The organism is Pedobacter sp. GW460-11-11-14-TSB4 (assembly GCF_059423705.1).
Genome location: NZ_JBWKYI010000020.1, coordinates 1 through 23,206, shown reverse-complemented (window position 1 = coordinate 23,206; position 23,206 = coordinate 1). Strand labels below are relative to the sequence as shown.

General features: G+C 37.8%; 22 protein-coding genes. 13 read left to right on the top strand and 9 right to left on the bottom strand.

Features of this window, described 5'->3' with window-relative positions:
- Nucleotides 1-73 precede the first annotated feature (73 nt).
- Nucleotides 74-1,372 carry a DEAD/DEAH box helicase gene (locus tag AC07YT_RS17840; RefSeq protein ID WP_086547621.1) on the top strand — a complete coding sequence of 433 codons (1,299 nt, stop codon included), beginning with the start codon at nucleotides 74-76 and terminating at the stop codon, nucleotides 1,370-1,372.
- 184 nt (nucleotides 1,373-1,556) lie between these two features.
- Here the strand turns inward: AC07YT_RS17840 and leuS are convergent, their stop codons facing one another.
- The gene (leuS, locus tag AC07YT_RS17835) at nucleotides 1,557-4,343 is read right to left on the bottom strand and encodes a leucine--tRNA ligase (RefSeq protein WP_086547622.1); all 2,787 of its coding nucleotides are present in this window, start codon (nucleotides 4,341-4,343) and stop codon (nucleotides 1,557-1,559) included.
- 371 nt (nucleotides 4,344-4,714) lie between these two features.
- Entirely contained in the window at nucleotides 4,715-5,092 is a 378-nt protein-coding gene (locus AC07YT_RS17830; protein ID WP_145954269.1) for a hypothetical protein, read from the bottom strand.
- Nucleotides 5,093-5,343: 251 nt separating this feature from the next.
- Between AC07YT_RS17830 and AC07YT_RS17825 the strand changes: the two genes are divergently transcribed.
- The 11 genes from AC07YT_RS17825 (at nucleotide 5,344) to AC07YT_RS17775 (ending at nucleotide 15,287) form a co-directional block, all read left to right on the top strand.
- Complete coding sequence (locus tag AC07YT_RS17825) at nucleotides 5,344-6,222, top strand: cell division protein FtsX (protein ID WP_086549403.1); 879 nt, start codon at nucleotides 5,344-5,346, stop codon at nucleotides 6,220-6,222.
- On the top strand, nucleotides 6,222-6,449 hold the full coding sequence (locus tag AC07YT_RS17820; RefSeq protein WP_029275801.1) for a DUF3098 domain-containing protein: 228 nt from the start codon (nucleotides 6,222-6,224) through the stop codon (nucleotides 6,447-6,449). Before AC07YT_RS17825 ends, AC07YT_RS17820 begins: the two co-directional genes overlap by 1 nt.
- Before the next feature lie 39 nt (nucleotides 6,450-6,488).
- Nucleotides 6,489-6,692: a type II toxin-antitoxin system VapB family antitoxin gene (gene vapB, locus AC07YT_RS17815; RefSeq protein WP_086547624.1), complete on the top strand. Its 204-nt coding sequence runs from the start codon at nucleotides 6,489-6,491 to the stop codon at nucleotides 6,690-6,692.
- On the top strand, nucleotides 6,692-6,967 hold the full coding sequence (locus tag AC07YT_RS17810; RefSeq protein ID WP_145954270.1) for a type II toxin-antitoxin system VapC family toxin: 276 nt from the start codon (nucleotides 6,692-6,694) through the stop codon (nucleotides 6,965-6,967). The genes vapB and AC07YT_RS17810 overlap by 1 nt, the downstream gene beginning before the upstream one ends.
- 129 nt (nucleotides 6,968-7,096) lie before the next feature.
- Nucleotides 7,097-7,891: an undecaprenyl-diphosphate phosphatase gene (locus AC07YT_RS17805; protein WP_086547625.1), complete on the top strand. Its 795-nt coding sequence runs from the start codon at nucleotides 7,097-7,099 to the stop codon at nucleotides 7,889-7,891.
- A gap of 234 nt (nucleotides 7,892-8,125) precedes the next feature.
- Nucleotides 8,126-8,857, top strand: coding sequence for a tRNA pseudouridine(55) synthase TruB (gene truB, locus AC07YT_RS17800; protein ID WP_086547626.1), 732 nt, complete (start codon nucleotides 8,126-8,128; stop codon nucleotides 8,855-8,857).
- A complete protein-coding gene (locus AC07YT_RS17795; protein WP_086547627.1) occupies nucleotides 8,854-9,714 on the top strand; it encodes a YitT family protein in 861 nt (286 codons plus the stop codon). The genes truB and AC07YT_RS17795 overlap by 4 nt, the downstream gene beginning before the upstream one ends.
- Nucleotides 9,715-9,725: 11 nt before the next feature.
- Complete coding sequence (locus AC07YT_RS17790; RefSeq protein WP_086547628.1) at nucleotides 9,726-10,712, top strand: bifunctional riboflavin kinase/FAD synthetase; 987 nt, start codon at nucleotides 9,726-9,728, stop codon at nucleotides 10,710-10,712.
- A 667-nt stretch (nucleotides 10,713-11,379) separates the two neighbouring features.
- Nucleotides 11,380-13,593: a cation:proton antiporter domain-containing protein gene (locus AC07YT_RS17785; RefSeq protein WP_086547629.1), complete on the top strand. Its 2,214-nt coding sequence runs from the start codon at nucleotides 11,380-11,382 to the stop codon at nucleotides 13,591-13,593.
- 103 nt (nucleotides 13,594-13,696) lie between these two features.
- Nucleotides 13,697-14,731: a DUF2157 domain-containing protein gene (locus tag AC07YT_RS17780; protein WP_086547630.1), complete on the top strand. Its 1,035-nt coding sequence runs from the start codon at nucleotides 13,697-13,699 to the stop codon at nucleotides 14,729-14,731.
- Nucleotides 14,732-14,864: 133 nt separating this feature from the next.
- The gene (locus AC07YT_RS17775) at nucleotides 14,865-15,287 is read left to right on the top strand and encodes a secondary thiamine-phosphate synthase enzyme YjbQ (protein WP_086547631.1); all 423 of its coding nucleotides are present in this window, start codon (nucleotides 14,865-14,867) and stop codon (nucleotides 15,285-15,287) included.
- On the opposite strand, the gene AC07YT_RS17770 is transcribed toward AC07YT_RS17775, so the two are convergent.
- From AC07YT_RS17770 to AC07YT_RS17750, 5 genes are all read right to left on the bottom strand, one after another.
- On the bottom strand, nucleotides 15,288-16,256 hold the full coding sequence (locus AC07YT_RS17770; RefSeq protein WP_086547632.1) for a YihY/virulence factor BrkB family protein: 969 nt from the start codon (nucleotides 16,254-16,256) through the stop codon (nucleotides 15,288-15,290).
- Between the two features lie 160 nt (nucleotides 16,257-16,416).
- Nucleotides 16,417-17,736 carry an alpha/beta hydrolase gene (locus AC07YT_RS17765; RefSeq protein WP_086547633.1) on the bottom strand — a complete coding sequence of 440 codons (1,320 nt, stop codon included), beginning with the start codon at nucleotides 17,734-17,736 and terminating at the stop codon, nucleotides 16,417-16,419.
- 159 nt (nucleotides 17,737-17,895) lie between these two features.
- Nucleotides 17,896-18,273, bottom strand: coding sequence for a DoxX family protein (locus AC07YT_RS17760; RefSeq protein WP_086547634.1), 378 nt, complete (start codon nucleotides 18,271-18,273; stop codon nucleotides 17,896-17,898).
- 2 nt (nucleotides 18,274-18,275) lie between these two features.
- Complete coding sequence (locus tag AC07YT_RS17755) at nucleotides 18,276-18,689, bottom strand: VOC family protein (RefSeq protein WP_086547635.1); 414 nt, start codon at nucleotides 18,687-18,689, stop codon at nucleotides 18,276-18,278.
- 6 nt (nucleotides 18,690-18,695) lie between these two features.
- Complete coding sequence (locus tag AC07YT_RS17750) at nucleotides 18,696-19,106, bottom strand: transcriptional regulator (protein WP_086547636.1); 411 nt, start codon at nucleotides 19,104-19,106, stop codon at nucleotides 18,696-18,698.
- 143 nt (nucleotides 19,107-19,249) lie between these two features.
- Here AC07YT_RS17750 and AC07YT_RS17745 point away from each other — a divergent pair, with 143 nt between their 5' ends.
- Nucleotides 19,250-20,236, top strand: a complete 987-nt coding sequence (locus AC07YT_RS17745) for a GlxA family transcriptional regulator (protein WP_086547637.1) — start codon at nucleotides 19,250-19,252, stop codon at nucleotides 20,234-20,236.
- A 428-nt stretch (nucleotides 20,237-20,664) separates the two neighbouring features.
- Here the strand turns inward: AC07YT_RS17745 and AC07YT_RS17740 are convergent, their stop codons facing one another.
- Nucleotides 20,665-21,054, bottom strand: a complete 390-nt coding sequence (locus tag AC07YT_RS17740) for a LiaF transmembrane domain-containing protein (RefSeq protein ID WP_086547638.1) — start codon at nucleotides 21,052-21,054, stop codon at nucleotides 20,665-20,667.
- Nucleotides 21,055-21,570: 516 nt separating this feature from the next.
- Nucleotides 21,571-22,260, bottom strand: a complete 690-nt coding sequence (gene rpiA / locus AC07YT_RS17735; protein WP_086549404.1) for a ribose-5-phosphate isomerase RpiA — start codon at nucleotides 22,258-22,260, stop codon at nucleotides 21,571-21,573.
- Nucleotides 22,261-23,206: the final 946 nt, after the last annotated feature.

The following is a 23,206-nucleotide window of genomic DNA, read 5'->3' as shown; positions in this document are numbered from 1 at the left end:
ATTCTCTCCGCAAGTTAGTCCTTCAACAAATGATTGTTCTAGCTTCTTCGATAAATATTACACAGAAACATACATGTTATTCAAAGAATTAAACCTCATTGAGCCGATTCTAAAGGCCCTTGAGACCGAAGGTTATACACAACCTACACCGATACAGGAGCAATCCATCCCAACAATATTAAAAGGCAAAGATTTATTAGGCTGTGCACAAACCGGAACCGGAAAAACAGCAGCTTTTGCCATCCCGATGTTGCAGTTACTGCACGAGAAACACATTAATACCAAAGCTACAAAAAACATAAAGGCATTAATTTTAACGCCAACACGTGAGCTTGCCATTCAGATTGAAGAAAGCTTTAAAGCTTATGGCCGTCATTTAAATTTACGCCATTTGGTAATTTTCGGTGGGGTAAATCAACACTCGCAGGTAGAAGCTTTAAGAAAAGGCGTTGATATTTTAGTCGCCACCCCAGGTCGTTTATTAGACTTAATGAACCAGGGTTTTATTAGCTTAAATACCATCGAACTTTTCGTATTGGATGAAGCCGACCGTATGCTGGATATGGGCTTTATTCACGATGTGAAAAGAGTAGTAGCTAAATTACCGGCTAAACGTCAGACTTTATTTTTCTCGGCAACCATGCCTGATGAAATCCAGAAGCTGGCAAATACCATTTTATCGAGTCCGACAAAGGTAGAAGTTACCCCTATTTCGTCGACGGCAGAAACGATTGTTCAGTCGGTTTATTTTGTTGATAAGCCAGATAAGAAAAAATTATTGATCCATCTGTTAGAAGATAAAAATATTCAAACGGCACTGGTTTTTACCCGTACCAAACATGGCGCAGACCGCATTGTTAAGGATTTAGCGCATGCCGGAATTAAAGCAGCCGCTATCCACGGTAACAAATCGCAAAATGCCAGACAAAGGGCATTAACTGATTTTAAAGACAGGAAAATCCGTGTTTTGGTTGCTACCGATATTGCAGCACGTGGTATTGATATCGATCAGCTATCGCACGTTTTCAATTTCGAATTACCGAACATTCCTGAATCATATGTACACAGAATTGGCCGTACCGGCCGTGCTGGTGCAAACGGTATTGCAATTTCTTTCTGTGATGCGGAAGAAAACGAATACTTACTGGATATTCAGAAACTGATTAAAATTACCTTACCTATTGTTGACGATCATCCTTACCCGTTAAGCTGGGAAAGTATGCTGGCCAAAAATCAGGTTAAACGCAAACCACAAGCACAGTCAAAAGGCGGAGGTGGCAAAAAAGGTGGTGATGGCAATATGAGCGGCAAACCACGTAACGCCAGCAACAACAGAAGATTTGGTGGGAACAGGAAAAGAGGCGAAAGATAATCGCGGTCGTCATTCTGAACTTGTTTCAGAATCTTACTTACAAAATAGATGCTGAAATAAATTCAGCATGACGTATCTTATAAGTGATAACAAAAAACCCGATTTGCAAAACGCAAATCGGGTTTTTCTGTTTTAAGGGAAGAGAAAGGAAAACCCTAAACCTTAGGCCTTATACCTTTCACCTTTAAACTACGACATTAATAATCTTTCCTTTAACGAAAATGATCTTTTTGGGTGCTTTTCCGTCTAAAAATTTCTGGAAATGCTCATCAGCCAATAAAATGCTTTCCACTTCTGGCTGGGCCAGGGTTAAACTCAAGTTCAGGTTCATTTTCATTTTACCGTTGATTGAAACCGGATAGGCAAACTCATCTTCTACCAGATATTCAGGCTTAAATGTAGGGAAGGCTGTATAGGATAAAGTTCCAGCTTCGTTACCTAATAATACCCAAAGTTCTTCGCAGATGTGTGGAGCATAAGGTGAAAGGATAATCACCATATCTTCCAAAATCTGACGGTTTTTGCATTTCAGATCAGTTAACTCATTTACTGCAATCATGAAACTCGATACAGAAGTATTGAACGAGAAACGCTCGATATCATCCTGTACTTTTTTGATGATTTTATGCAACGATTTCAATTCAGCTTTTGTAGGCACAGTATCGTTTACATGGAAAGTCCAGTCTTCGTTGTGGAACAACCGCCAGAATTTACGCAGGAACTTAAATACACCTTCAATACCATTCGTATTCCAGGGTTTACTCTGCTCTAACGGACCTAAAAACATTTCATACATCCTTAAAGTATCAGCTCCGTAACGCTCAATCAAATCATCTGGATTAACCACATTGAATTTTGATTTCGACATTTTCTCTACTTCAACACCACAAATGTATTTTCCGCCCTCGAGAATAAATTCTGCAGTAGCGTATTCTTCTCTCCAGGCTTTAAACTTAGCGATGTCTAAAGTATCATTTTCAACAATGTTCACATCAACGTGTAATGCTGAAGTTTTGTATTCTTTTCTTAATCCAGCTGAAACATAGGTATTAGTTGGTTTTCCGTTCTCATCGTTGATACGGTAAACGAAATTACTTCTACCCTGGATCATGCCCTGGTTAATCAGTTTTTTGAAAGGTTCTTCTTCTTTGGTATAACCCAAATCTTTCAAAAACTTATTCCAGAAGCGGCTGTACAACAGGTGACCTGTAGCATGCTCAGAACCACCGATGTATAAATCAACATCTTTCCAATATTCTACAGCTTCTTTTGAAGCAAAATCGTTGTTATTATTGGCATCCATATAACGATACCAGTACCAGCTGCTTCCTGCCCAACCTGGCATGGTGCTCAATTCATAGTGACCACCATCTTTAGGAACCCAATCTTCGGCCCTGGCCAAAGGCGGTTCGCCTGTTTCGGTTGGCAAATATTTATCAATTTCAGGAAGTAATAAAGGCAATTCTTCTTCATTAACCAGATAAGGCAATCCATCTTTAAAATAAACCGGAATCGGCTCACCCCAATAACGCTGGCGACCAAAAATCGCATCACGCTGACGAAAGTTTACTTTAGCTTTTCCTACTTTCTCTTCTTCCAACCAGTTATTCAAAAACGAAACGGCTTCCTTATATTCCATTCCGTTAATAAAACCCGAATTAATATATTTTCCTTCTTTTGTCGGGTCTGCCTGAACATCTATATCCTTTTGTCCGTCTAAAATCTGGATAATCGGCAAATTAAAGTGTGTAGCAAATAACCAATCGCGTTGATCGCCACTCGGAACACCCATTACCGCACCAGTTCCGTAACCTGCCAACACATAATCAGCAATCCACAACTGCACGCGTTCGCCGCTAACCGGATTAATCACATAGGTTCCCGTAAAAGCACCAGATACTGTTTTGGTATCGGCCATACGGTCTAATTCCGATTTCTTTTTAGTTAAAGCAATGTAATTTGCAATATCCTGTTTTTGTTCAGGAGTAGTCAGTTCTGCAACCCACTCATGCTCCGGCGCCAAAACCAGGTAAGAAACACCAAAAATAGTATCAACACGAGTGGTAAAAACTTCAATCTGTTTATCGTTTCCTTCTACCTGAAATTTAACTGATGCACCAACACTTTTACCGATCCAGTTGCGCTGCATTTCTTTAATCGGTTCTGGCCAGTCGATGGTATCTAAACCTTGTAAAAGCCGGTCAGAATAAGCCGTGATTCTCATGCTCCACTGCATCATTTTCTTTTGCTCCACAGGAAAACCGCCGCGCTCAGAGAAACCGTCTTTCACTTCATCATTAGCTAAAACCGTTCCTAATGCCGGGCACCAGTTTACGGTACTCTCGCGAAGATAAGTTAAACGGTATTTTAACAATTCAATCTGTTTCTCTTCATCAGTAAAGGTTGCCCAATCGCTCGGCATAAATTCTTTAGTATCTTCATCACAAACAGCTTTAACATCAGCCGTACCAGAAGCATTGAATTTTTCGATCAAAGTGGTAATATCTTCTGCCCTGTCGTTTTCGATGTTGTACCATGAATTAAACAACTGCATAAAAATCCACTGCGTCCATTTGTAATAGGAGGGCTCGCTGGTGCGCACTTCTCTACTCCAGTCGAAAGAAAAACCAATTTGGTCTAACTGCCTGCGGTAGGTTGCAATATTAGCTTCGGTAGTTATAGCAGGGTGCTGTCCGGTTTGTATGGCATATTGCTCTGCAGGTAATCCGAACGAATCGTATCCCATGGGGTGCAATACGTTGAAACCTTTAAGGCGTTTATATCTCGAAAAAATATCTGAGGCAATGTAACCCAGTGGGTGACCAACGTGCAGGCCTGCTCCTGATGGATAAGGAAACATATCTAACACATAATATTTTGGTTTTTCAGAATTGCTTTCGGCTTTAAACGTTTGATGATCTGCCCAAAATTTCTGCCACTTTTGTTCTATTTCTTTGAATTGGTAATCCATTGCCAGTTTTAAATTTTTAAAGGTGCGAAAATACGGAAATTAAGGGGCTTAAAAAAGCAGATTCGGGATAATATTTTGCCAACAGAAATGCAGAATCAGAAGAAGTTAGGGGTAAAACCTCAGCTTCTTTTGTGTAGTTAGATATCATCTGATGCTTTATGCCAAATAAACGTTTTGCTAAATATTTATCATAATAAACAATTTTAGCTCTATTACCTAACGAGATCGTCACCCTGAATTCATTTCAGGGTCTATCTTGTGGGAAAGATGCTGAAATGAATCAGCATGACGAACCTAAGATTCAAGATAAAAAAAATGCGCCATTGATGTAAAAAACCAATGGCGCAGCAAATAATCGGGGGATTAAGATCTTATCTGGTTAAATAATATACTTTAGTAACGTTTGTTTTATCAATTTTAGCAGTAAACTCTAATTTGTTTGGGGTAATGCTGTTGACTTTACAATAATTCATTCCATCATTTAGGTCCATTGTAAATTGATCAGAGTAAATAATCAGATATGTACCAATTGTTCTGTTACCAGACAAACTCAACTCTACCTGATCGTCATCATTTGATTTATAGTCTATATAATCGCTTGTAGTGCCATATTTCACATCCCCATTTACTTTTTTAGGATCTTTTAGGGTGTCTTCTGCTGTATAACCTGTAGTTACAATTCTATTTAAAGTCCATCTGCCCATCATTTGAGCTTTTAAAGAAGTATCATCTTTCTTGCAAGAAACCATTGTAGAGGCGATAAGTAAGAATAGGCTCAGAATAGTAATTTGTCTTTTCATAGTTAAATTTAGTTTTAAGATATCCATAATTAACGCCGTTTCAACAAATTTCGTACCGCATTTCGAAAAAAATCAAATTTTGTTTAAGAACTTAATCCTCAAACTAAAAGCTAATCGTGTACGTTAGTATTCATTTAGCAATCATTAATTGGTGTTTATCAGGTATAATTTATATTTTCGCAGAAACAAAAATGAAATACATGGAAGAATTCGAAGTAAGTGATGCATCTAAGAAAACCAAAACCGTTTATATCTCTACTATAATCAGTATTGCCTTGGTTTTACTAATGCTGGGGCTACTTGGTTTGGTACTTGTACATGCCAAAAACCTCTCTAACTACGTTAAAGAAAACATCGTTTTAAACATTATTGTTGATGAAGGTGCTAAAGAAGCTGATGTTTTAGCCTTCCAGAAAGAATTAAATGCAAATCCTGCAGTAAAACAAACTCAATATGTAAATAAAGAGCTTGCTGCAAGAAATTTAACGCAGGATTTAGGGGAAGATTTTGTTAACTTTTTAGGATACAATCCACTAACTTCTACCTTCGATGTGTATTTAAAAGCAGAATATGCGAACAATAGAAGCATCGATGCCTTAAAAGCCAGTATTTCTAAAAACCCTGTAGTGAAAGAGGTGGTTTACCAAAGTTCTTTAATTGACATGGTAAATAAAAATATCAGCACCATTGGTTTAATTATTTTAGCCTTTGCAGCGCTACTACTGATCATTTCTATTGCCCTGATTAACAACACCATACGATTAGCAATTTACTCGCAACGCTTTTTAATTAAAAGTATGCAGCTGGTTGGTGCAACGAAAAACTTTATTCGACGTCCTTTCTTATTGTATGCTGCTTTGCATGGCTTAATTGCTGCATTTATTGCTATCATTATTTTATTGGCAACTTTAATTTATGCACGTAAAGAAGTGCCGGAAATTATTATTTTAAATAACTACCAGGAATTCGGCTTCGTATTTATAGGCCTTTTAATAGTGGGTATTTTTATAACAGGTATTAGTACATGGTTTGCAGTAAGCAGGTATTTACGTTTAAAATCTTATCATCTTTATAGATAATGGCAGAAAAAAAAACAGGTCCGGTTGTAAAGGACGTTAAAAGCGAATTGGTTTTTACCAAAAAAAACTACCAGTTATTATTGATCAGCATTGCAATTGTTGCGGTTGGCTTTATCCTGATGATGGGCACCACTGGTGATATTTATGACTTCAGAAGAACTTTACTGGCACCGATAGTAGTGTTAGCAGGTTTTGCTTTTGGCATTTATGCGATTTTAAAGAAATAATTGTTTGTATTAGCTAAGGTGTTTTTTTAACTTTATAATATGACCACAACAAATTTGCATATCGAAATAAATTCGCTTCCCCTAAACCTTAGACAGGAAGTGGCAGATTTTGTTGAATTCTTAAAAGCAAAGCACAAAAATAAGCCGAAGTTAAAAGCGCGCGAATTCGGATACGCAAAAGGCAAAATCAAATTGGCTGACGATTTTGATGAGCCTTTAGAAATGTTTTCTGATTATATTTAATGGCCTACTTATTAGATACGCATACCTTTTTGTGGTTTGTGGCTGGAGATGATCAACTTCCGGTTTCAGTAAAGGAAAAGCTATCTGATATAAACGAGTCTTGTTTCTTAAGCATTGCTTCTCTTTGGGAAATTGCCATCAAAAAACAAATTGGAAAACTCGATTTAAAAATTGGCTTTGATGAATTGTTTCGTTTTGCAGAAAGAAATCAGATCGAGATCATCTCTATTAATGAAACTCATCTTACAACATTATTAAGCCTCGAATTTCATTAATAATGATCCTTTTGACCGCATTATTGTATCACAGGCAATTTCAGAAGATTTAATCCTGATCTCGAGAGACAAAAAATTAAAAAACTACAAAGTAAAATTACAATGGGACTAGCCCATTAATCAAAACATATGAACTCTTTTGAAGCCATTGTCCTTGCTATTGTTGAAGGATTAACTGAATTTTTGCCTGTATCGAGCACCGGACACATGATTATTGCCTCATCGTTTATGGGCATTGCATCAGAACCATTTGTAAAACTATTTACCATTGCCATCCAATTGGGTGCAATACTATCAGTGCTTGTACTCTATTTCAAGAGATTCTTCAAATCAATAAACTTCTACATTAAATTAATAGTGGCATTTATTCCAGCGGCAATATTTGGTTTACTATTAAGTAAAAAAATAGATGAATTATTGGAAAGTCCGATGGCTGTTGGCATCTCACTCTTAGTTGGTGGCATTATCTTATTATTTGTTGATAAATGGTTTAACAAACCCACTATCAATGAAGAAGAGGAAGTAACCTATTTAACAGCATTGAAAATCGGTTTCTTCCAGTGTATTGCCATGATACCGGGCGTATCGCGTTCAGGCGCAACTATTGTTGGTGGCATGAGCCAGAAATTAAGCAGAAAAGTTGCCGCAGAATTTTCATTCTTCCTCGCAGTACCTACTATGTTTGCTGCAACAGCAAAAAAACTATATGATTTTTACAAAGAAGGACACACCATTACCCATGAGCAGACTAACCTTTTAATTATTGGTAATGTGGTTGCTTTTATAGTGGCACTTTTGGCGATAAAAAGCTTTATCGGGTACTTAAACAAAAATGGGTTTAAAGTTTTTGGATGGTATAGAATTGCTGCCGGCTTAATTATTATTATCTTGTTACTGAGTGGCCACAACTTACAAATTATATAATCTGCAGGCATATTAACCACATATTTGCACAGATGAAGTTGTATCATAAAACAATTTCCTCGAAGATGATGCCATGCTGAGCCTGTCGAAACACTTTGAGAGGTATTTAAATAAGTCCTTTGACAAGCTCAGTATGACAAACCCGTAATGATGACAGAATCTTATGCTTTTATCTGTGGTTAAAAAAACTTAAGCAAACGACATTGAATCTGTATCTTTGCGCAAAAAAGATTTGTGAGTACCGAAAATTCAAAATTTAAAGACTTCAATTTTGCTGAAGGCGAATTGCTCTTAATTAACAAACCATACAAATGGACATCATTTGATGTGGTGGGCAAAATCCGTAATTCTTTAAAGCCGTTAAAGCTAAAGGTTGGTCATGCCGGCACTTTAGATCCTCTTGCAACAGGACTTTTAATTATCTGTACCGGCAAATTAACCAAGCAGATAGACACTTTTCAAGCGGAAGAGAAAGAATATACTGGAACCATGATTCTGGGTGCTACTACTCCATCATTCGATATGGAAACGGAAGTGGACCAAACGTTCGACATCAGCAATATTAGTGAAGACGAAATTTATGCCGCCTGCAAACCTTTTATTGGCGATATAGAACAATATCCACCTGCACACTCTGCAGTAAAAGTAAATGGCGAACGTTTATACGTAAAAGCAAGATTGGGTGAGGAAGTTGAACTGCGTAAACGTTTTGTGAGTGTTCTGGAATTTGAAATTACACGGATCGAGCTACCCGAAATTGATTTTAGAATCGTTTGTAGCAAAGGCACCTATATCCGCTCTTTGATATCTGATTTTGGCAAAACTTTAAACAGAGGAGCCTACCTTTCTAAACTTACCCGTACCCGAAGCGGAAACTTTTTGCTTAAAGATGCGTTTGAGGTATTAGAACTTGTTAATTATATTCGTAGCAAGAAAGAAGAAGCTAAAACTGAAGCAGAGGCATGAACCGCATCAAAAACAGGAACATCAGATTTATAAAAGAGATTCTTTTAATTATTGCAGGTGTAACCTCGGCATGTTTTGGCCTAAAAAGCTTTTTAATGCCCAGTCATTTTATTGATGGTGGTGTTACCGGTATTTCCCTTTTGTTAAGCACCTTAACAGGCTGGAATTTATCTTACCTTATTGCCATCATTAACATTCCATTCGTTATTTTAGGTTACAGACAAATTGGTAAAGGTTTCGCGCTTAAAACGGCCATCGCTATTGGGGCGCTCTCTCTGGCTTTAATTTTCCTGCCTTTTCAGCCCATTACGCACGACAAATTGCTTATTGCATTTTTTGGTGGTTTATTTTTGGGTGGAGGAATTGGATTGGCCATGCGCGGCGGCTGTGTAATCGATGGAACAGAGGTTTTAGCCCTTTATATTAGTAAAAACAGCATTTTAACTGTTGGAAATATTATCCTCATTCTAAATATCATTATTTTCTTTTTCGCTGCTTATTTCTTAAACATCGAAACGGCTTTATATGCTATTTTAACCTATCTATCAGCATCAAGCACTATCGATTTCATTGTAAACGGCATAGAACAATACACCGGTGTTACCATTATTTCAGAACACCAGGAAGCCATAAAGGGATTCATCATTAACGAAATGAAACGCGGCGTTACCATTTATAAAGGTGAAGGTGGTTACGGAGAACAAAAAGATATCGATATTATTTTCACCGTTGTTACCAAACTAGAAATGAGCAAATTGCAAACCGCTATCAGACAGATCGATTCGGATGCCTTTGTCATACAACAACAAATTGCCGATTTAAAAGGCGGGGTAGTAAAACGCCATGCCTTACATTAATTTCCATCCCATTGAAGATATATCATAACCTTTCGGATTTTAAAAAATTAGATAATGCCATTGTAACCATTGGCACTTTTGATGGTGTACATTTCGGGCACCAAAAAATTATTAAACAACTGGTAGAAAAAGCAAAATCCGATAAAGGAGAAAGCGTAATATTAACTTTTTTCCCACACCCGAGAATGATCATCGATCCTGAAAACCAGGATTTAAAAATGATTAATACTATTAATGAAAAAGCCAAAATTTTAAAAGGTTTAGGTGTAGATCATTTGATTATTACCCCGTTTACCAGAGATTTCTCTAATCAGCTGCCTGAAGATTATATAAAAAACACGTTGGTGAACAATATCGGCACCAAACACATTATTATTGGTTATGACCATCGTTTTGGGAAAGACCGTTCGGGCAATCTAAACGATTTGAAAGCCGCTGGTTTACATTATGGCTTTAGTGTGGAGGAAATTATGGAACAGGATATTCACGACGTTGCGGTAAGCTCGACCAAAATCCGTCAGGCACTTTTAGCAGGAGACGTTAGTTTAGCGAACGATTACCTCGGGTATCCTTTTTCTATTTTCGGAAGGGTAATTAAAGGTGATAAAATTGGCAGAACCATTGGTTTCCCAACAGCCAACATTTTTGTAGAAGAAACGTACAAACTGATTCCGGGCGATGGCATTTATGCAGTAACTGTAGAAATGGAGTCCGAAGTCCGAAGTCCGGAGTCCGAAGATATAGCCCCTAAACCCTCAACCTTAAACCTTAAACCTTACAAAGGTATGGCCTATATCGGGCAGCGTCCAACCATTAACGGAATGACCAGAAATATCGAGGTTAATATTTTCGATTTTAACCAGGAAATTTATGGGCAGGATATCAAGATGAATTTCTTAAAATTCCTGCGTCATGATGTAAAATTTACCGGATTAGAAGCTTTAACCGTTCAACTACAAAAAGACAAGGAGGCAACACTAGCTTATTTTAATGAGTAATATGTTAACTCCCATTACAGAATGTAAATAAACGAGGTCGTCACCCTGAATTTATTTCAGGGTCTAATAGATGCTGAAATAAATTCAGCATGACGAGACTATTGAATAATAGTACAATTTAGAAATTAAGGTTAAAACAGCAAGATCAGATCAATTTAAATCCAATTTTCCTTTCAAAAAAGCCTCATTTTCGTTATATTAGCGGCAATGAGGCTTTTTTACGTCATCTTCTTTTTGTGTATCTCCATAAATTTTGCGGCCTTCGCATCGCAGGATAAAAGAAATGATGTCCCGTTTAAAAACACCAAAATAAGTTTCATTACAGGCAAAAAAATCATCAAACTCCATTCCGATTTCAATCAAGATAACGAAAGCCTGCAAAAAGACTTCATCAACAGTTCTATTGTAAAAATATCTTCGGTTGTTTGTATTCTCCTGTCTTTTTTGCTACTCCTTTTTTTCAAGAACAAAACAATCAATGCCAAAGTTGTCATCAAAAGATTAAAGTATAATTATTGGTGTTTGTTTAAGATGCTCTATCCAAAACATGTTTTTTGGTAAGTAATTTCATTTTTCAACCCCTTCAATGTGGGTTTTTCAATAAAATGCCAGGTGTTAAATGATATCTGGGAATAAATTATTTAAACATCATTACCATTTTTTATAGATGCATTTACCCGATTTAATCGCCGATTTAGGATTAATCCTTGCCGCTGCAGGAATAACCACACTCATATTTAAAAAAATTAAACAGCCCCTGGTTTTGGGTTACATATTGGCTGGGCTGCTCGTTGGCTCACATCTAGATTTTTTTCCATCTGTTACCGATACCAAGAGTATTAACATTTGGGGCGAAATTGGTGTGATTTTCCTTCTATTTAGCCTTGGTTTAGAATTCAGTTTCAAAAAACTGGTTAAAGTTGGTGGTTCGGCTTCCATCACCGCCATCGTAAAAGTTTTATTTATTATTCTGGCTGGTTATCTTGTTGGTAAAGGTATGGGCTGGAAAGATATGGACAGTCTGTTTTTAGGTGGAATCTTATCCATATCATCAACCATGATTACGATTAAAGCCTTCGAAGAACTGGGCTTAAAGCATAAAAAGTTTGCAGGACTGGTTTTTGGGGTTTTAATTGTTGAAGACCTGGTTGCCATCTTGTTACTGGTATTGTTTTCTACTTTAGCGGTAAGTCAGCAATCGGCGGGCACAGAAATGCTCTATTCCATCTTAAAACTGGCGTTCTTCCTGGTACTTTGGTTCCTGGGTGGAATATTTTTGATTCCTTCATTTCTTAAAGCAACCAAGAAATTAATGAATGATGAAACCATGCTGGTGGTATCGTTAGGTTTATGTTTGGTAATGGTATTATTGGCCGATAAGGTGGGCTTCTCTCCTGCTTTAGGTGCATTTATTATGGGATCTATTTTAGCCGAAACCACGCAGGCCGAAAGAATAGAGCATTTAACCAAATCGGTTAAAGATTTATTTGCTGCTGTTTTCTTTGTTTCAGTTGGTATGCTGATTGATCCGGCCATGCTGGTTAAATACGCAGTGCCTATTATCGTGGCTACGTTAGTGATTATTTTAGGGAAAATTATATTTACCATTTTAGGCGCGTTATTATCCGGCCAGCCGCTAAAAACTTCAGTACAATCGGGTATGAGTTTGGCGCAAATTGGTGAGTTTTCATTCATCATTGCCTCATTAGGCTTAACCCTTAAAGTAACCAGCGATTTTCTTTACCCCATCGCAGTTGCAGCAGCGGCGATTACCACATTTACCACGCCATATCTGATTAAACTATCTGAACCTTTTTACCAGTATCTGAACCGTGCTTTACCCAAAAAATGGCTTGATGGTATAGAAAGATATAGCTCCAGTACCGAAGGAATTACCACTTTGAGCGATTGGAAGGTTTTGTTAAGGTCATATATTTTTAATACCATTATCCATTCGGTAATTATCATCGCGATCATCTTTTTGGCCTACAGGTACGTCCAGCCATTTATTGTGAGCAGTATTGCCAATAGTTTAACTTCTATTATCATCAGCGTAGTGGTTTCTTTTATTTTAATGTCGCCGTTTTTATGGGCATTATCTTTACGAAGAATCCAGCGGACTGCCTATTCCCATCTTTGGCTGAACAAAAAATATACGCGCGGCCCGTTAATTGCAATTGAATTTTTCAGAATTGCCTTAGGAATTTTCTTTGTAGGTTTTTTAATGTATGAGTTTTTTGATACCTGGGTTGCCGCTGTGATTGCATTGGGCCTAATCATCATCGGTATGTTCATCTTCTCACGGAAACTGCAGTCATTTTATGATAAACTGGAAAGGCGTTTCATGTTGAATTTAAATGCACGTGAAAGCCAGAAACCGAATATTTTACCCTGGGATACCCACTTAACAGAACTCACGGTTTCTCCTGAATCGGAAGTGGTTGGAAAAACGCTTACCGAATTAATGATCAGGGAAAAATATGGGGTAAACATTGCTTTAATAGAGCGTGGAAGAAATAACATTCCAACACCGGGCCGGGATGAACGGCTTTATCCAAACGATAAACTGTTATTGATTGGTGCTGATGATCAATTGGCTGCGGTTAAAGCATTGTTAGAAGTTGATGCACCGGAAACAGCCGAAGAAAATAATTTCCCAAATAAAGAAATGACCCTGCAAAAGGTTGTTGTTCATGCCGAATCGGCTGTTTATGGGCTTAGTATCAGAAACGCAGGTATCCGCGAAAAGGCTCAGGCTTTAATTGTTGGTATAGAAAGGGGTACCGACCGGATATTGAATCCTTCATCAGACTTTATATTCGATAACGGCGATGTCATTTGGATTGTTGGGAACAATAAGAAGATTAAAGAGGTTATATAGATAGTCCGGAGTCTTTAGTCTGGAGTCTTTAGTCAATTTAGACTTCGGACTAAGGACTTTTGACTAAGGACTAAAAAACCTATCTTCGTGTATAACCTAACCTATGAAAGTTGACAGAGAAAAGAGTGAATTTCTTGATGATATGATTGAGCAATGGCAAAGTGACGGCTTAATTAATGATGAAACAGGTGATAAACTTCGCAAAAGTTATGAGGCTAAAAATTTTGATTGGCTCCGTTTAGCCCAATATGCATTTTGGGTAGCTTTGGCCTGTGGCTTTATTGCACTTGGATCATTACTGATTGATAATTCGATTTTAGACTATCTCAAACGCGTTTACAATACACCAAACATTGTAATTGCCCTGGTTTCTGGTGGATTGGCAGCATGGCTTTATATTCTGGGTTTCAGACGGAAGAAGAAACTGGCGCATTTAAAGTTTAGCAATGAAGCCATTGTGTTTTCTGCAATTTTACTCACCGCTAATGCCGTTGCTTATTTTGGAAAGGCAATGGATAACGGTTCAGGCAATTTCTCTATTCTAATTCTCATATCAGTTTTTATTTACGGTGCGCTAGGTTATATCTTCAATTCGCGTTTAATCTGGATTTTTGCTTTGATATCCTTAGGGGCCTGGTTTGGTACGGAAACGGGGTATTTAAGCCGGTGGAATTATTATTTCCTTGGCATGAATTATCCTTTGCGTTTTGTGGCATTTGGTGCCGCATTAACTGCAGCATCGTTTATCATGAAAGCTTTTCCGAAAACACAAAACTTTTTCCAAGTTACTTATATCGCCGGGATGGTTTATTTGTTTGTGTCGCTCTGGGCTTTATCAGTATTCGGCAACTTTGCCAGTTTAGAAGAATGGTACAAAGTGAGGCAGCTAAGCTTGTTTTATTGGGCTTTAATTTCAGGGGCGATTTGTGTGGCGAGTACTTTATTTGGTTTAAAATACCGTGATGATATCGCCCGAGAATTCGGGATTACTTTTCTCTTTATTAACCTGTATACCCGTTATTTTGAGTATTTCTGGGACAGCTGGCATAAAGCCTTGTTTTTTTCTGTATTAGCTGCGTCTTTTTGGTTAATTGGCAGAAAAGCAGAAAAGATATGGAATGTAGAGTTTTTGAAGTAAAATCCAGGAATTAATTAAATTACAGTAGTCATCATCTCGACCGTAGTAGAAAAATCTATAATTAATATTTCAATCTTAAAACATATCAATTTCCGAGGCAATGTTTCAGAAATTGATAAGGAATTAAAATCAAATGAAAATATATCAGCAGGCTTTAGCACTTAGAGAACGGAGAAGAGGTTTTCATATCATTACCGATGAAGTTGAAGATGCCCTGCCTCAAATAAATGAGATTAATATCGGCATCTGTCAGGTTTTCATACAGCATACTTCAGCTTCGCTTACGATCAATGAAAATGCCGATCCTACAGTAAGGGCAGATTTTGAAATGTTCTTTAATAAAACCGTAAAGGAAAACGATCCTGATTACGAGCACGACTATGAAGGATCGGACGATATGCCTGCCCATTTAAAATCGGCACTTTTAGGCAGTTCTGTAACTATTCCGATTAGAAATGGCAGACTGGCGCTGGGAACCTGGCAGGGCATTTATCTTTGCGAACACCGCAACCGTGGCGGGCAAAGAAGATTAGTTATTACAGCCTGGGGAGAATAATTAAGCCTTCTTAACCTCTTTTTTAATTTCGGGATGGTTATCCTGAATAGATTTACCCTCTGTTTCTATCTCAATTTCTTTTGTGGTAACCGCATAATGAGAAGGATAAATTTCAGATCCAAAAGCAACGGCATAGGCCTTGGTAAATTCGGCGCCAAAATATAAAATGATAGAAGAGTAATAAGTCCATAAAAGCACAACGACTAATGAGCCTGTTGCGCCATATGTTCCACCAACATTGCTTTGCCCAATGTATATTGAAATGGCAAATTTGCCGATCATAAATAATACAGCGGTAACTATCGCACCGGCAATTACATCACGCCATTTTATAATTGCATCGGGTAAAACCTTAAATATTACGCCAAATATTAATGAAATAACGGCTAAGGTTACAACTTGATTAAGGATATAAAACACGATAACAGATATTTCGGCAAACCTGGCCTGCAAACGGTTACTAAAGGCATCGAGTACAGAGGTAACGGCCAATGATACCAGCAGTACAAAACCTAAACTGATAATTACAGAAAATGACAGGAAGCGGTTTTGCAACAGTTTCACCCATCCTCTTTTCGGTTTAGGTTTTAGCCCCCAAATGGTATTGATAGAATCCTGGATATCGCCAAAAACGGTAGTAGCTCCAATTAACAGCGTTATGATCCCCACAATTAAAGCTATGGTACTTTTTCCATCCAAATAGGCATTTTTGATAAGTTGCTGAAGTGAGATGGCTGATTCTCTGCCTAAAAATCCTTCAAGCTGGGCATAAACCTGACCTTCGGCTATTTCCCGCCCTAAAAATATGCCACATAAAGAAATAATAACCACCAGCAGTGGGGCCATAGAAAACACGGTATAATAAGCCAATGAGCCACTAAGCTTGGTTACTTTATGATTGTTAAATCCTGTAAACGAAGCTTTTAAAATGCCCCAGATTCCCTTTAAAGTGACTTTACTCTTTGCCATAAATAAATGATTTAAGATGAGATGCTTTAAACTTAAACCGCTTATTTTTTGAATTGTTTGTTAATTAATGAACGATTGCCCGGTGTAAAGAAATTAAACGCACAAAAAAAAGCCCCGATTTCTGGTCGGAGCTTTGTGCTTTAAATGATGTGATTTTATCTTATTTGGCCTTAATCCATGTTGCAATATCGTTAACTAAAGTTTCGGATACGCTTACGGCAGCCTGATATTGGGCCATTGTTCCTTTTTCGGTTTGAGAACTTAACAGGTGGTTTAAATCCGGGTAAAATTTCAGAACCACATTTTTCTTTTTACTCAAAGCAGTATTCCATAAATCGAAGTCAACCTTACTTACCTGAAAATCATTACCACCCTGCAATACATATATTTTAGGTTTCGAAAGGCTTTTTGCTACAGCAACCTGATTATAGGTATTTAAATCTGTCCAATATTTTGCAGGCAGACCTAAAATTAAAGAATCAGGTTTTATCGTTGTTCCCAACTGTGAAATTCTACTTTTATCAATTTCTACATAAGCATCTGCAAGTTGTTTTTTAAAGGCAGCCGTTGTATCGTTAGCCTGACCGAACATATACTTATTTTGATCTACAATAATATCTGTTAGTTTTCTTGCAGGTGCTGCCGCTAAAATAATCCCTGCTAAATCTGGCGTCAGTGTTGCCATTTTTGGTGCTAACATCCCGCCTAAACTGTGGCCGAATACATAAACAGCTTTAGGATTAGCACCAACAACTGTTTTGGCAAGCGCAATAGCTGCAGTTGCATCATCCAATACCTCTTCTTTTACTGTAAAAGCCTTGTTAAATTCGTTCGGGTAAATTAAAGTTCGTTTTACATAACGGATAGAAGCAATTCCTTTAGAAGCAAAACCGCCAGCTAAATCTTTAAAGGGTTTATTGGCACTAACTGTTTCATCCATATCGGCAGGACCAGAGCCGTGCACAAAAACCACTACCGGGAAATTTTTAGCATTTTTGGGGGTGGTGATAATGGCTGCCAGCTGTTTTCCTGCCGGGCCAATGTATACCGAAGTTTCTTTGTATAAACTGGTATCCACATAAGTAGGTTTTAAATAAGCGGCCGCCTTTCGTGAAGGTGCGAGGAAAATTCCAACTATTTTCTGTTGTTTATTAAAACCTAAAATAAAATTCTGATCGCCGTTGGCAAATTTACCTTCTACGGTTACTGCGAAAAATTCGCCCTGTGCTTTACTCTGAATAGCGTCTAATGATTCTGCCTTCCCATATTTTGTCCCAATATCTCCCCAAAGTTTTTTTAAATTCTCTTCTGTTAATTTAGTTTTTAAAGTATCGTCAAAGAAAGCATGTGCATCTTTAAATTTGTCCTCCTGTAATAACTTAAAAAAATCGTTTGCACCGTTGAACAGCTGGATCACATTTTGAGAAAATGCTGAGGTCGTAAATAATAAAGCGATTATGAATAAAAGGCTCTTTTTCATTCGTGTGTTTTTGTTTTAATGGTAATGAGCGATCATGATTTATCCTTGTGGGGATCTGAAAACCATGAAGGTTTCATGTATTGTGTTTGGTTGTTTACAATACCCAAAGTTAACAATATTTGGTTCTGAAAAGCCTTTAACTAAACTAGCCGTTTAGTTTTAACTAATTTTAACATTTGATGTCAGTTTCTTCCATAAAATGTAGGGAATAAACATAATGACCAGCGCAACCAGTGGAGGGATTAAAAGGGATATACCATCGCCAACAAATGCCCGGGAGGCAAAAGCACCAATAAAATTAATGGCAAAACCAGCGTATGCCCATTCTTTAATGGCTGCGAATTTATTTTGTAAGATGGATGCTGCTCCCAGCAGTTTTGCAATCCCCACAATGATGAGCAGATACATCGGATAACCGAGGTGTTTAAGCACTTCTTTACCTGCTTCCTGTTGGGTAATTCCTCCAATGCCATCCATTATCATCATTAATGCAAAAATAATGGTGGCAATCCAATACCATGTTTTTAGCTTCTTCATATTTATCTGTTTTTATCGTAATTAATTAACCAGTTATTCCCAAAACGATCTGTTAAATCGCCAAAAAGCGCGCCCCAAAATGTTTCCTGCAGCGGATGCGAGGCCTTCCCTCCCGCTGAAAGTTTATGGTAAAAAGAGTGGGCCTCTTCTTCCGAATTGCAATTCAGCATCATCGAAATCGAATTTCCTTTAATTAATCCACGTTCTTCTACCATATCTGTTGCCATAATTACCAAATCATCTTTGGCCAAAACAGCATGTATAATACTCAGCCTCATATTATTGGGCATTTTATCAACAATAGCCGATTCTCCAATGGTTTCGAGGGTCAGTTCTCCCCCCAAACAATTCTGATAAAAAGTCATTGCTTCCCGGCAGTTGCCATTAAAAGTGAGATATGAATTTATACTTGCCAATTGATTTTATTTTTTGATGCCCACCATTAAGCGCACATCGGTTTCATTAATATACATTTCGAGGCAATAGCCCTGTGGATCGATGTTGGGTTGATCAAGCAATTTTTCGAAAGTTTTTCCTATCTGGCTAACGTCTTTCATAAAATCGACAATCAGCTCACTGATAAAGGTTCCCTTCTTTATTATAAAAGTTTCGACACCAAATTTCTCTGCTTCGCCAGTTGTTATTTCTTCAACGGCTGCTTTATAAATAACCTCCCGTTTTTCGTTAGGCCTGCTGATCCCAAAGTACCTGCGTTGCTTATCGGGCGGAAACAAGGCATGTAGTTTTTGGTGCGCAGCTAAAACCCCGCTGGGGAAAGATTCGGCCGTAATGCACATCACCTTAATATCTTCATTTAAAATATATTCTTCCATAACATGATCGGCATTGCCACTTTAAAAATTTAACGGTGAGCGATTAACAACACAAACATACGGGCAGAAATTAAGAAGCTAAATATGTAGAAACGACAATTGCGGGGGTTGTTTACGACAAATAGCCTCGTTATATTTGAATTATGAAACATGTATCTATCTTAATTCCAGAGACTGCCGTGATTGAAGCCATTGCAGATCCCCGCTATCTATTTACCGCTGTTAACGAATTTTTACAGGCATCAGGAAAGCTTCCGCTTTTTAAAGTTGAGCTGATAGGCATGACGAAAGAGGTTAGGTTAAATAACAGCCTTTTCTCTGTACACGCCGATAAACTGCTGCATGAGGTTGATCATACCGACCTTATTTTTGTACCAGCCATTAGCGGCAATATAGGTTATGCGATGGAAGCAAATCAGGATTTATTACCATGGATTATAAAACATCATGCCAGGGGTGCAGAAGTAGCTTCGCTTTGTATGGGTGCATTTTTACTGGCTGCAACGGGATTATTAGATGGACGGAAATGTTCTACGCATTGGTTGTTTGCCAATCAGTTTAGAGAAATGTTCCCTGAAGTAGAGCTGGTTGATGGCAGCATTATTACCGATGCCCAGGGTTTATACTCCAGCGGTGGTGCAAACTCTTACTGGAACTTACTTTTATACCTGGTGGAGAAACATACCGATAGAGATACCGCCATTTTAGCGGCAAAATACTTCGCCATTGATATCGATCGCGAGAGCCAACTGGCTTTTATGATGTTTCAGGGACAAAAAGGACATGAAGATGCGAAGATTAAAAAAGCGCAGGAATTTATTGACGGCAATTATCAAGACCGGATTACAGTAGATCAACTGGCCGATATGCTGGCATTGGGAAGAAGAAGTTTCGAGCGGAGATTTAAAAGTGCGACCAAAAATACCGTGATCGAGTATATTCAGAGGGTTAAAATTGAAGCGGCCAAACGAAGTTTCGAATCGAGCAGAAAAAATATAACTGAGGTGATGTTTGATGTAGGTTATACCGATACAAAATCGTTTAGGGATGTTTTCAAAAAAATTACCGGTTTAACCCCCATTGAGTACCGGAACAAATACCACAAAGCTATACCTGTTTTACAGGTTTAATAGCACTTGTAGAAAAAAAATAAAAAAAATTAAGCTGCACACAATATATTCTATTTACAGCGTTTATGTATGTGAGAGCGTTAATTTAGATGACGGGGATACTGCCTTAGGGTGGAATCCCCGTTTCTTTTTTAGCAGTGGTCAAAGTGTATGGAGCAGAGCCCATATCGATCAAGCTCCAGGCTTCGTCCCCTCTGCCAATATTTATCCTCTGGAGTCGTCACCCTGTCCCGATTGTAACATCGGGATCAAGGTCAATCATATCTGAAAGATGCTGAAATAAATTCAGCATGACGATCACAAGGAAGTAAAGGAACTAAATAATCGAACTCAAATGATTAAGCAATTGCACTTCAATTATTTCAAATAAAAAAAGGGGCATTGTTAAAAAATGTCCCTTTTTAAGATATATGATGGAGTTAAGAATTTTAGCTTTCTTTATCAGTAAAATCAGCTGGTTTCTTTTCAAAATACTGATCGAAGTTTTGCACTTTTTTAGGTTTTAGAATTACGTACAGTCCTAATCCGATTAATACTAAAGCAGTGCTGATTCGTGAAAGGTCGAAATCAAAGATGGTTATCGCTTTAAGGGTAAATAAACCACCTATTATCGTTAAGGCTAACCAGCTACTACCCTGGAAGTTTTTACGGTAACCCATCCACAAACCAATACCTAACATAATGGTATGCCATTTCAATATCCAATGTGGAACATCTATTCCAGAGTTTCTTAACAAGAACACTGAACCGATTACGATGATTAAAACACCTAAACCAAATTGTTTATCTGCGTGATTTTTTTTGATTAAATTTTCCATGACCGTTTGTTTTTATGATTCAAATGTATCACGAATACCAACGCTGGAGAATGGCTTTTCCCTTAGTTGGGATGTTTTATCGGTAAGTGAAATAAAACTGTCGGTAAAAAATTTATAGGAATATAAGAGCATATGAAATTGTCGGTGAAATTGTTGATTAGTCAACAGTCCGGAGTCGGGAGTCCGAAGTCCGAAGTCGATTAATCAATTAACCATAACAATGAACCGCAAAGATTGCTTCGCAAGATGCAAATCCCAGCCCTTCAGTTCGCAATGACGTATAGGGATTATGAGCTAATCACAAATAAACCAATGACTAATGAACCAATTATCATTCAAAAAGATTAATCAACAGTCGGGAGTCCGTAGTCCGAAGTCGATTAATCAATTACCCATAACAATGAACCGTAGAGATTGCTTCACACGACGCAATCCCAGCCCTTCAGTTCGCAATGAATATAGGGATATGAGCTAATAACAAATAAACCAATGACTCATGAACCAGTGAACCAATTATCATTCAAAAATGATAATATCTGTCCCCTCGCTCATGATTACTTTTGAAGTGATGTTAATGAACAAGCCGTGAGCTAATAATCCGTTAATCTGATTGAGATCAGCAGCTAGTTTTGCAGGATCATCAATAAGACCGAAATCAGCATCAATAATCAGGTTTCCATTGTCGGTAATAAATGTTTTGCCTTCTACTAACCTTAATATCCCCTTTCCTCCGAGCGCATTAATCTGATCGGACACATATTGATAAGCCAAAGGTATCACTTCGACAGGAACCGTAAAAGCACCCAATTTTTTAACTTTCTTAGAAGCATCAGTAATGATGATGGCATTTTTACTAACAGAAGCTATAATTTTTTCCCTGAATAATGCCCCACCTCCGCCTTTAATCAGATCGAGCGACTCCGTGAATTCGTCGGCTCCATCAATGCTGATGTCAATTTTACTTAAACGCCCAAGATCAAGAATTTCGATACCCAAAGATTTTGCGAGTTCTTCTGTTCGGATGGAACTGGCAGCTGCCTTTATCTTCAGTCCGTCTTTTACAAGTTTGCCCAATTCCTTAATGGCAAAGGCTGTGGTAGATCCGGTCCCCAGTCCTACTACATCACCATCTTTAACAAATTTTACTGCAGCCAGGGCAGCCGCCAGTTTCTCTGCATCTTGTTGGGTTTTATTTGTAGTAGCCATAAGGTAAAAATAGGTTTTAATGATAAACATCCCAAAAACGAAAAAAAAATTTACAGCTGATGCAATAAATCGTTTTTACAGCGTTTATGTATATGAGAGCGTTAATTTAGATGATGGGGATTCTGCAATAGTGGAATCCCCATTTCTTTTTCCCATACATTATATCATCCTGAGCGGAGTCGAAGGATCTTTTCATTAATAGACCCTGAAATAAATTAAGGGTGACGGGCTAACTTGAAGATTTCTCCATTTCGCTATGCTTCAGTCGAAATGACGAAGACCCGCAACAGCTGAACTACCCTACACAAATCAAAGCGAAAAAAATTTACAGCCAAGACAATAAATCGTTTTTACAGCGTTTATGTATATGAGAGCGTTAATTTAGATGATGGGGATTCTGCAATAGTGTAATCCCCATTTCTTTTTTCCCATACATTATGTCATCCTGAGCGGAGTCGAAGGATCTTTTCATTAATAGACCCTGAAATAAATTCAGGGTGACGGGCTAACTTGTAGATTTCTCCATTTCGCTACGCTTCAGTCGAAATGACGAAGCCCCGCAACAGCTGAACTACCCTACACAAATCAAAGTGAAAAAATTTCAATCACAATACAATAAATCGTTTTTATAGCGTTTATGTATATGAGAGCGTTAATTTAGATGATGGGGATTCTGCAATAGTGGAATCCCCATTTCTTTTTTCCCATACATTATGTCATCCTGAGCGGAGTCGAAGGATCTTTTCATTTAATAGACCCTGAAATAAATTCAGGGTGACGGGCTAACTTGAAGATTTCTCCATTTCGCTACGCTTCAGTCGAAATGACGAAGCCCGCAACAGCTGAACTACCCTTACACAAATCAAAGCGAAAAAATTTCAATCACAATACAATAAATCGTTTTTATAGCGTTTATGTATATGAGAGCGTTAATTTAGATGATGGG

Coding starts and splice junctions, on each gene's coding strand:
- AC07YT_RS17785 (WP_086547629.1), top strand. CDS start 11,380: ATGCATTTACCCGATTTAATCGCCGATTTAGGATTAATCCTTGCCGCT.
- AC07YT_RS17840 (WP_086547621.1), top strand. CDS start 74: ATGTTATTCAAAGAATTAAACCTCATTGAGCCGATTCTAAAGGCCCTT.
- leuS (WP_086547622.1), bottom strand. CDS start 4,343: ATGGATTACCAATTCAAAGAAATAGAACAAAAGTGGCAGAAATTTTGG.
- AC07YT_RS17750 (WP_086547636.1), bottom strand. CDS start 19,106: ATGGAAGAATATATTTTAAATGAAGATATTAAGGTGATGTGCATTACG.
- AC07YT_RS17830 (WP_145954269.1), bottom strand. CDS start 5,092: ATGGTTTCTTGCAAGAAAGATGATACTTCTTTAAAAGCTCAAATGATG.
- AC07YT_RS17765 (WP_086547633.1), bottom strand. CDS start 17,736: ATGAAAAAGAGCCTTTTATTCATAATCGCTTTATTATTTACGACCTCA.
- AC07YT_RS17795 (WP_086547627.1), top strand. CDS start 8,854: ATGAACCGCATCAAAAACAGGAACATCAGATTTATAAAAGAGATTCTT.
- AC07YT_RS17770 (WP_086547632.1), bottom strand. CDS start 16,256: ATGGCAAAGAGTAAAGTCACTTTAAAGGGAATCTGGGGCATTTTAAAA.
- AC07YT_RS17745 (WP_086547637.1), top strand. CDS start 19,250: ATGAAACATGTATCTATCTTAATTCCAGAGACTGCCGTGATTGAAGCC.
- AC07YT_RS17775 (WP_086547631.1), top strand. CDS start 14,865: ATGAAAATATATCAGCAGGCTTTAGCACTTAGAGAACGGAGAAGAGGT.
- AC07YT_RS17760 (WP_086547634.1), bottom strand. CDS start 18,273: ATGAAGAAGCTAAAAACATGGTATTGGATTGCCACCATTATTTTTGCA.
- AC07YT_RS17810 (WP_145954270.1), top strand. CDS start 6,692: ATGGCCTACTTATTAGATACGCATACCTTTTTGTGGTTTGTGGCTGGA.
- AC07YT_RS17740 (WP_086547638.1), bottom strand. CDS start 21,054: ATGGAAAATTTAATCAAAAAAAATCACGCAGATAAACAATTTGGTTTA.
- vapB (WP_086547624.1), top strand. CDS start 6,489: ATGACCACAACAAATTTGCATATCGAAATAAATTCGCTTCCCCTAAAC.
- AC07YT_RS17820 (WP_029275801.1), top strand. CDS start 6,222: ATGGCAGAAAAAAAAACAGGTCCGGTTGTAAAGGACGTTAAAAGCGAA.
- AC07YT_RS17805 (WP_086547625.1), top strand. CDS start 7,097: ATGAACTCTTTTGAAGCCATTGTCCTTGCTATTGTTGAAGGATTAACT.
- AC07YT_RS17825 (WP_086549403.1), top strand. CDS start 5,344: ATGGAAGAATTCGAAGTAAGTGATGCATCTAAGAAAACCAAAACCGTT.
- rpiA (WP_086549404.1), bottom strand. CDS start 22,260: ATGGCTACTACAAATAAAACCCAACAAGATGCAGAGAAACTGGCGGCT.
- AC07YT_RS17780 (WP_086547630.1), top strand. CDS start 13,697: ATGAAAGTTGACAGAGAAAAGAGTGAATTTCTTGATGATATGATTGAG.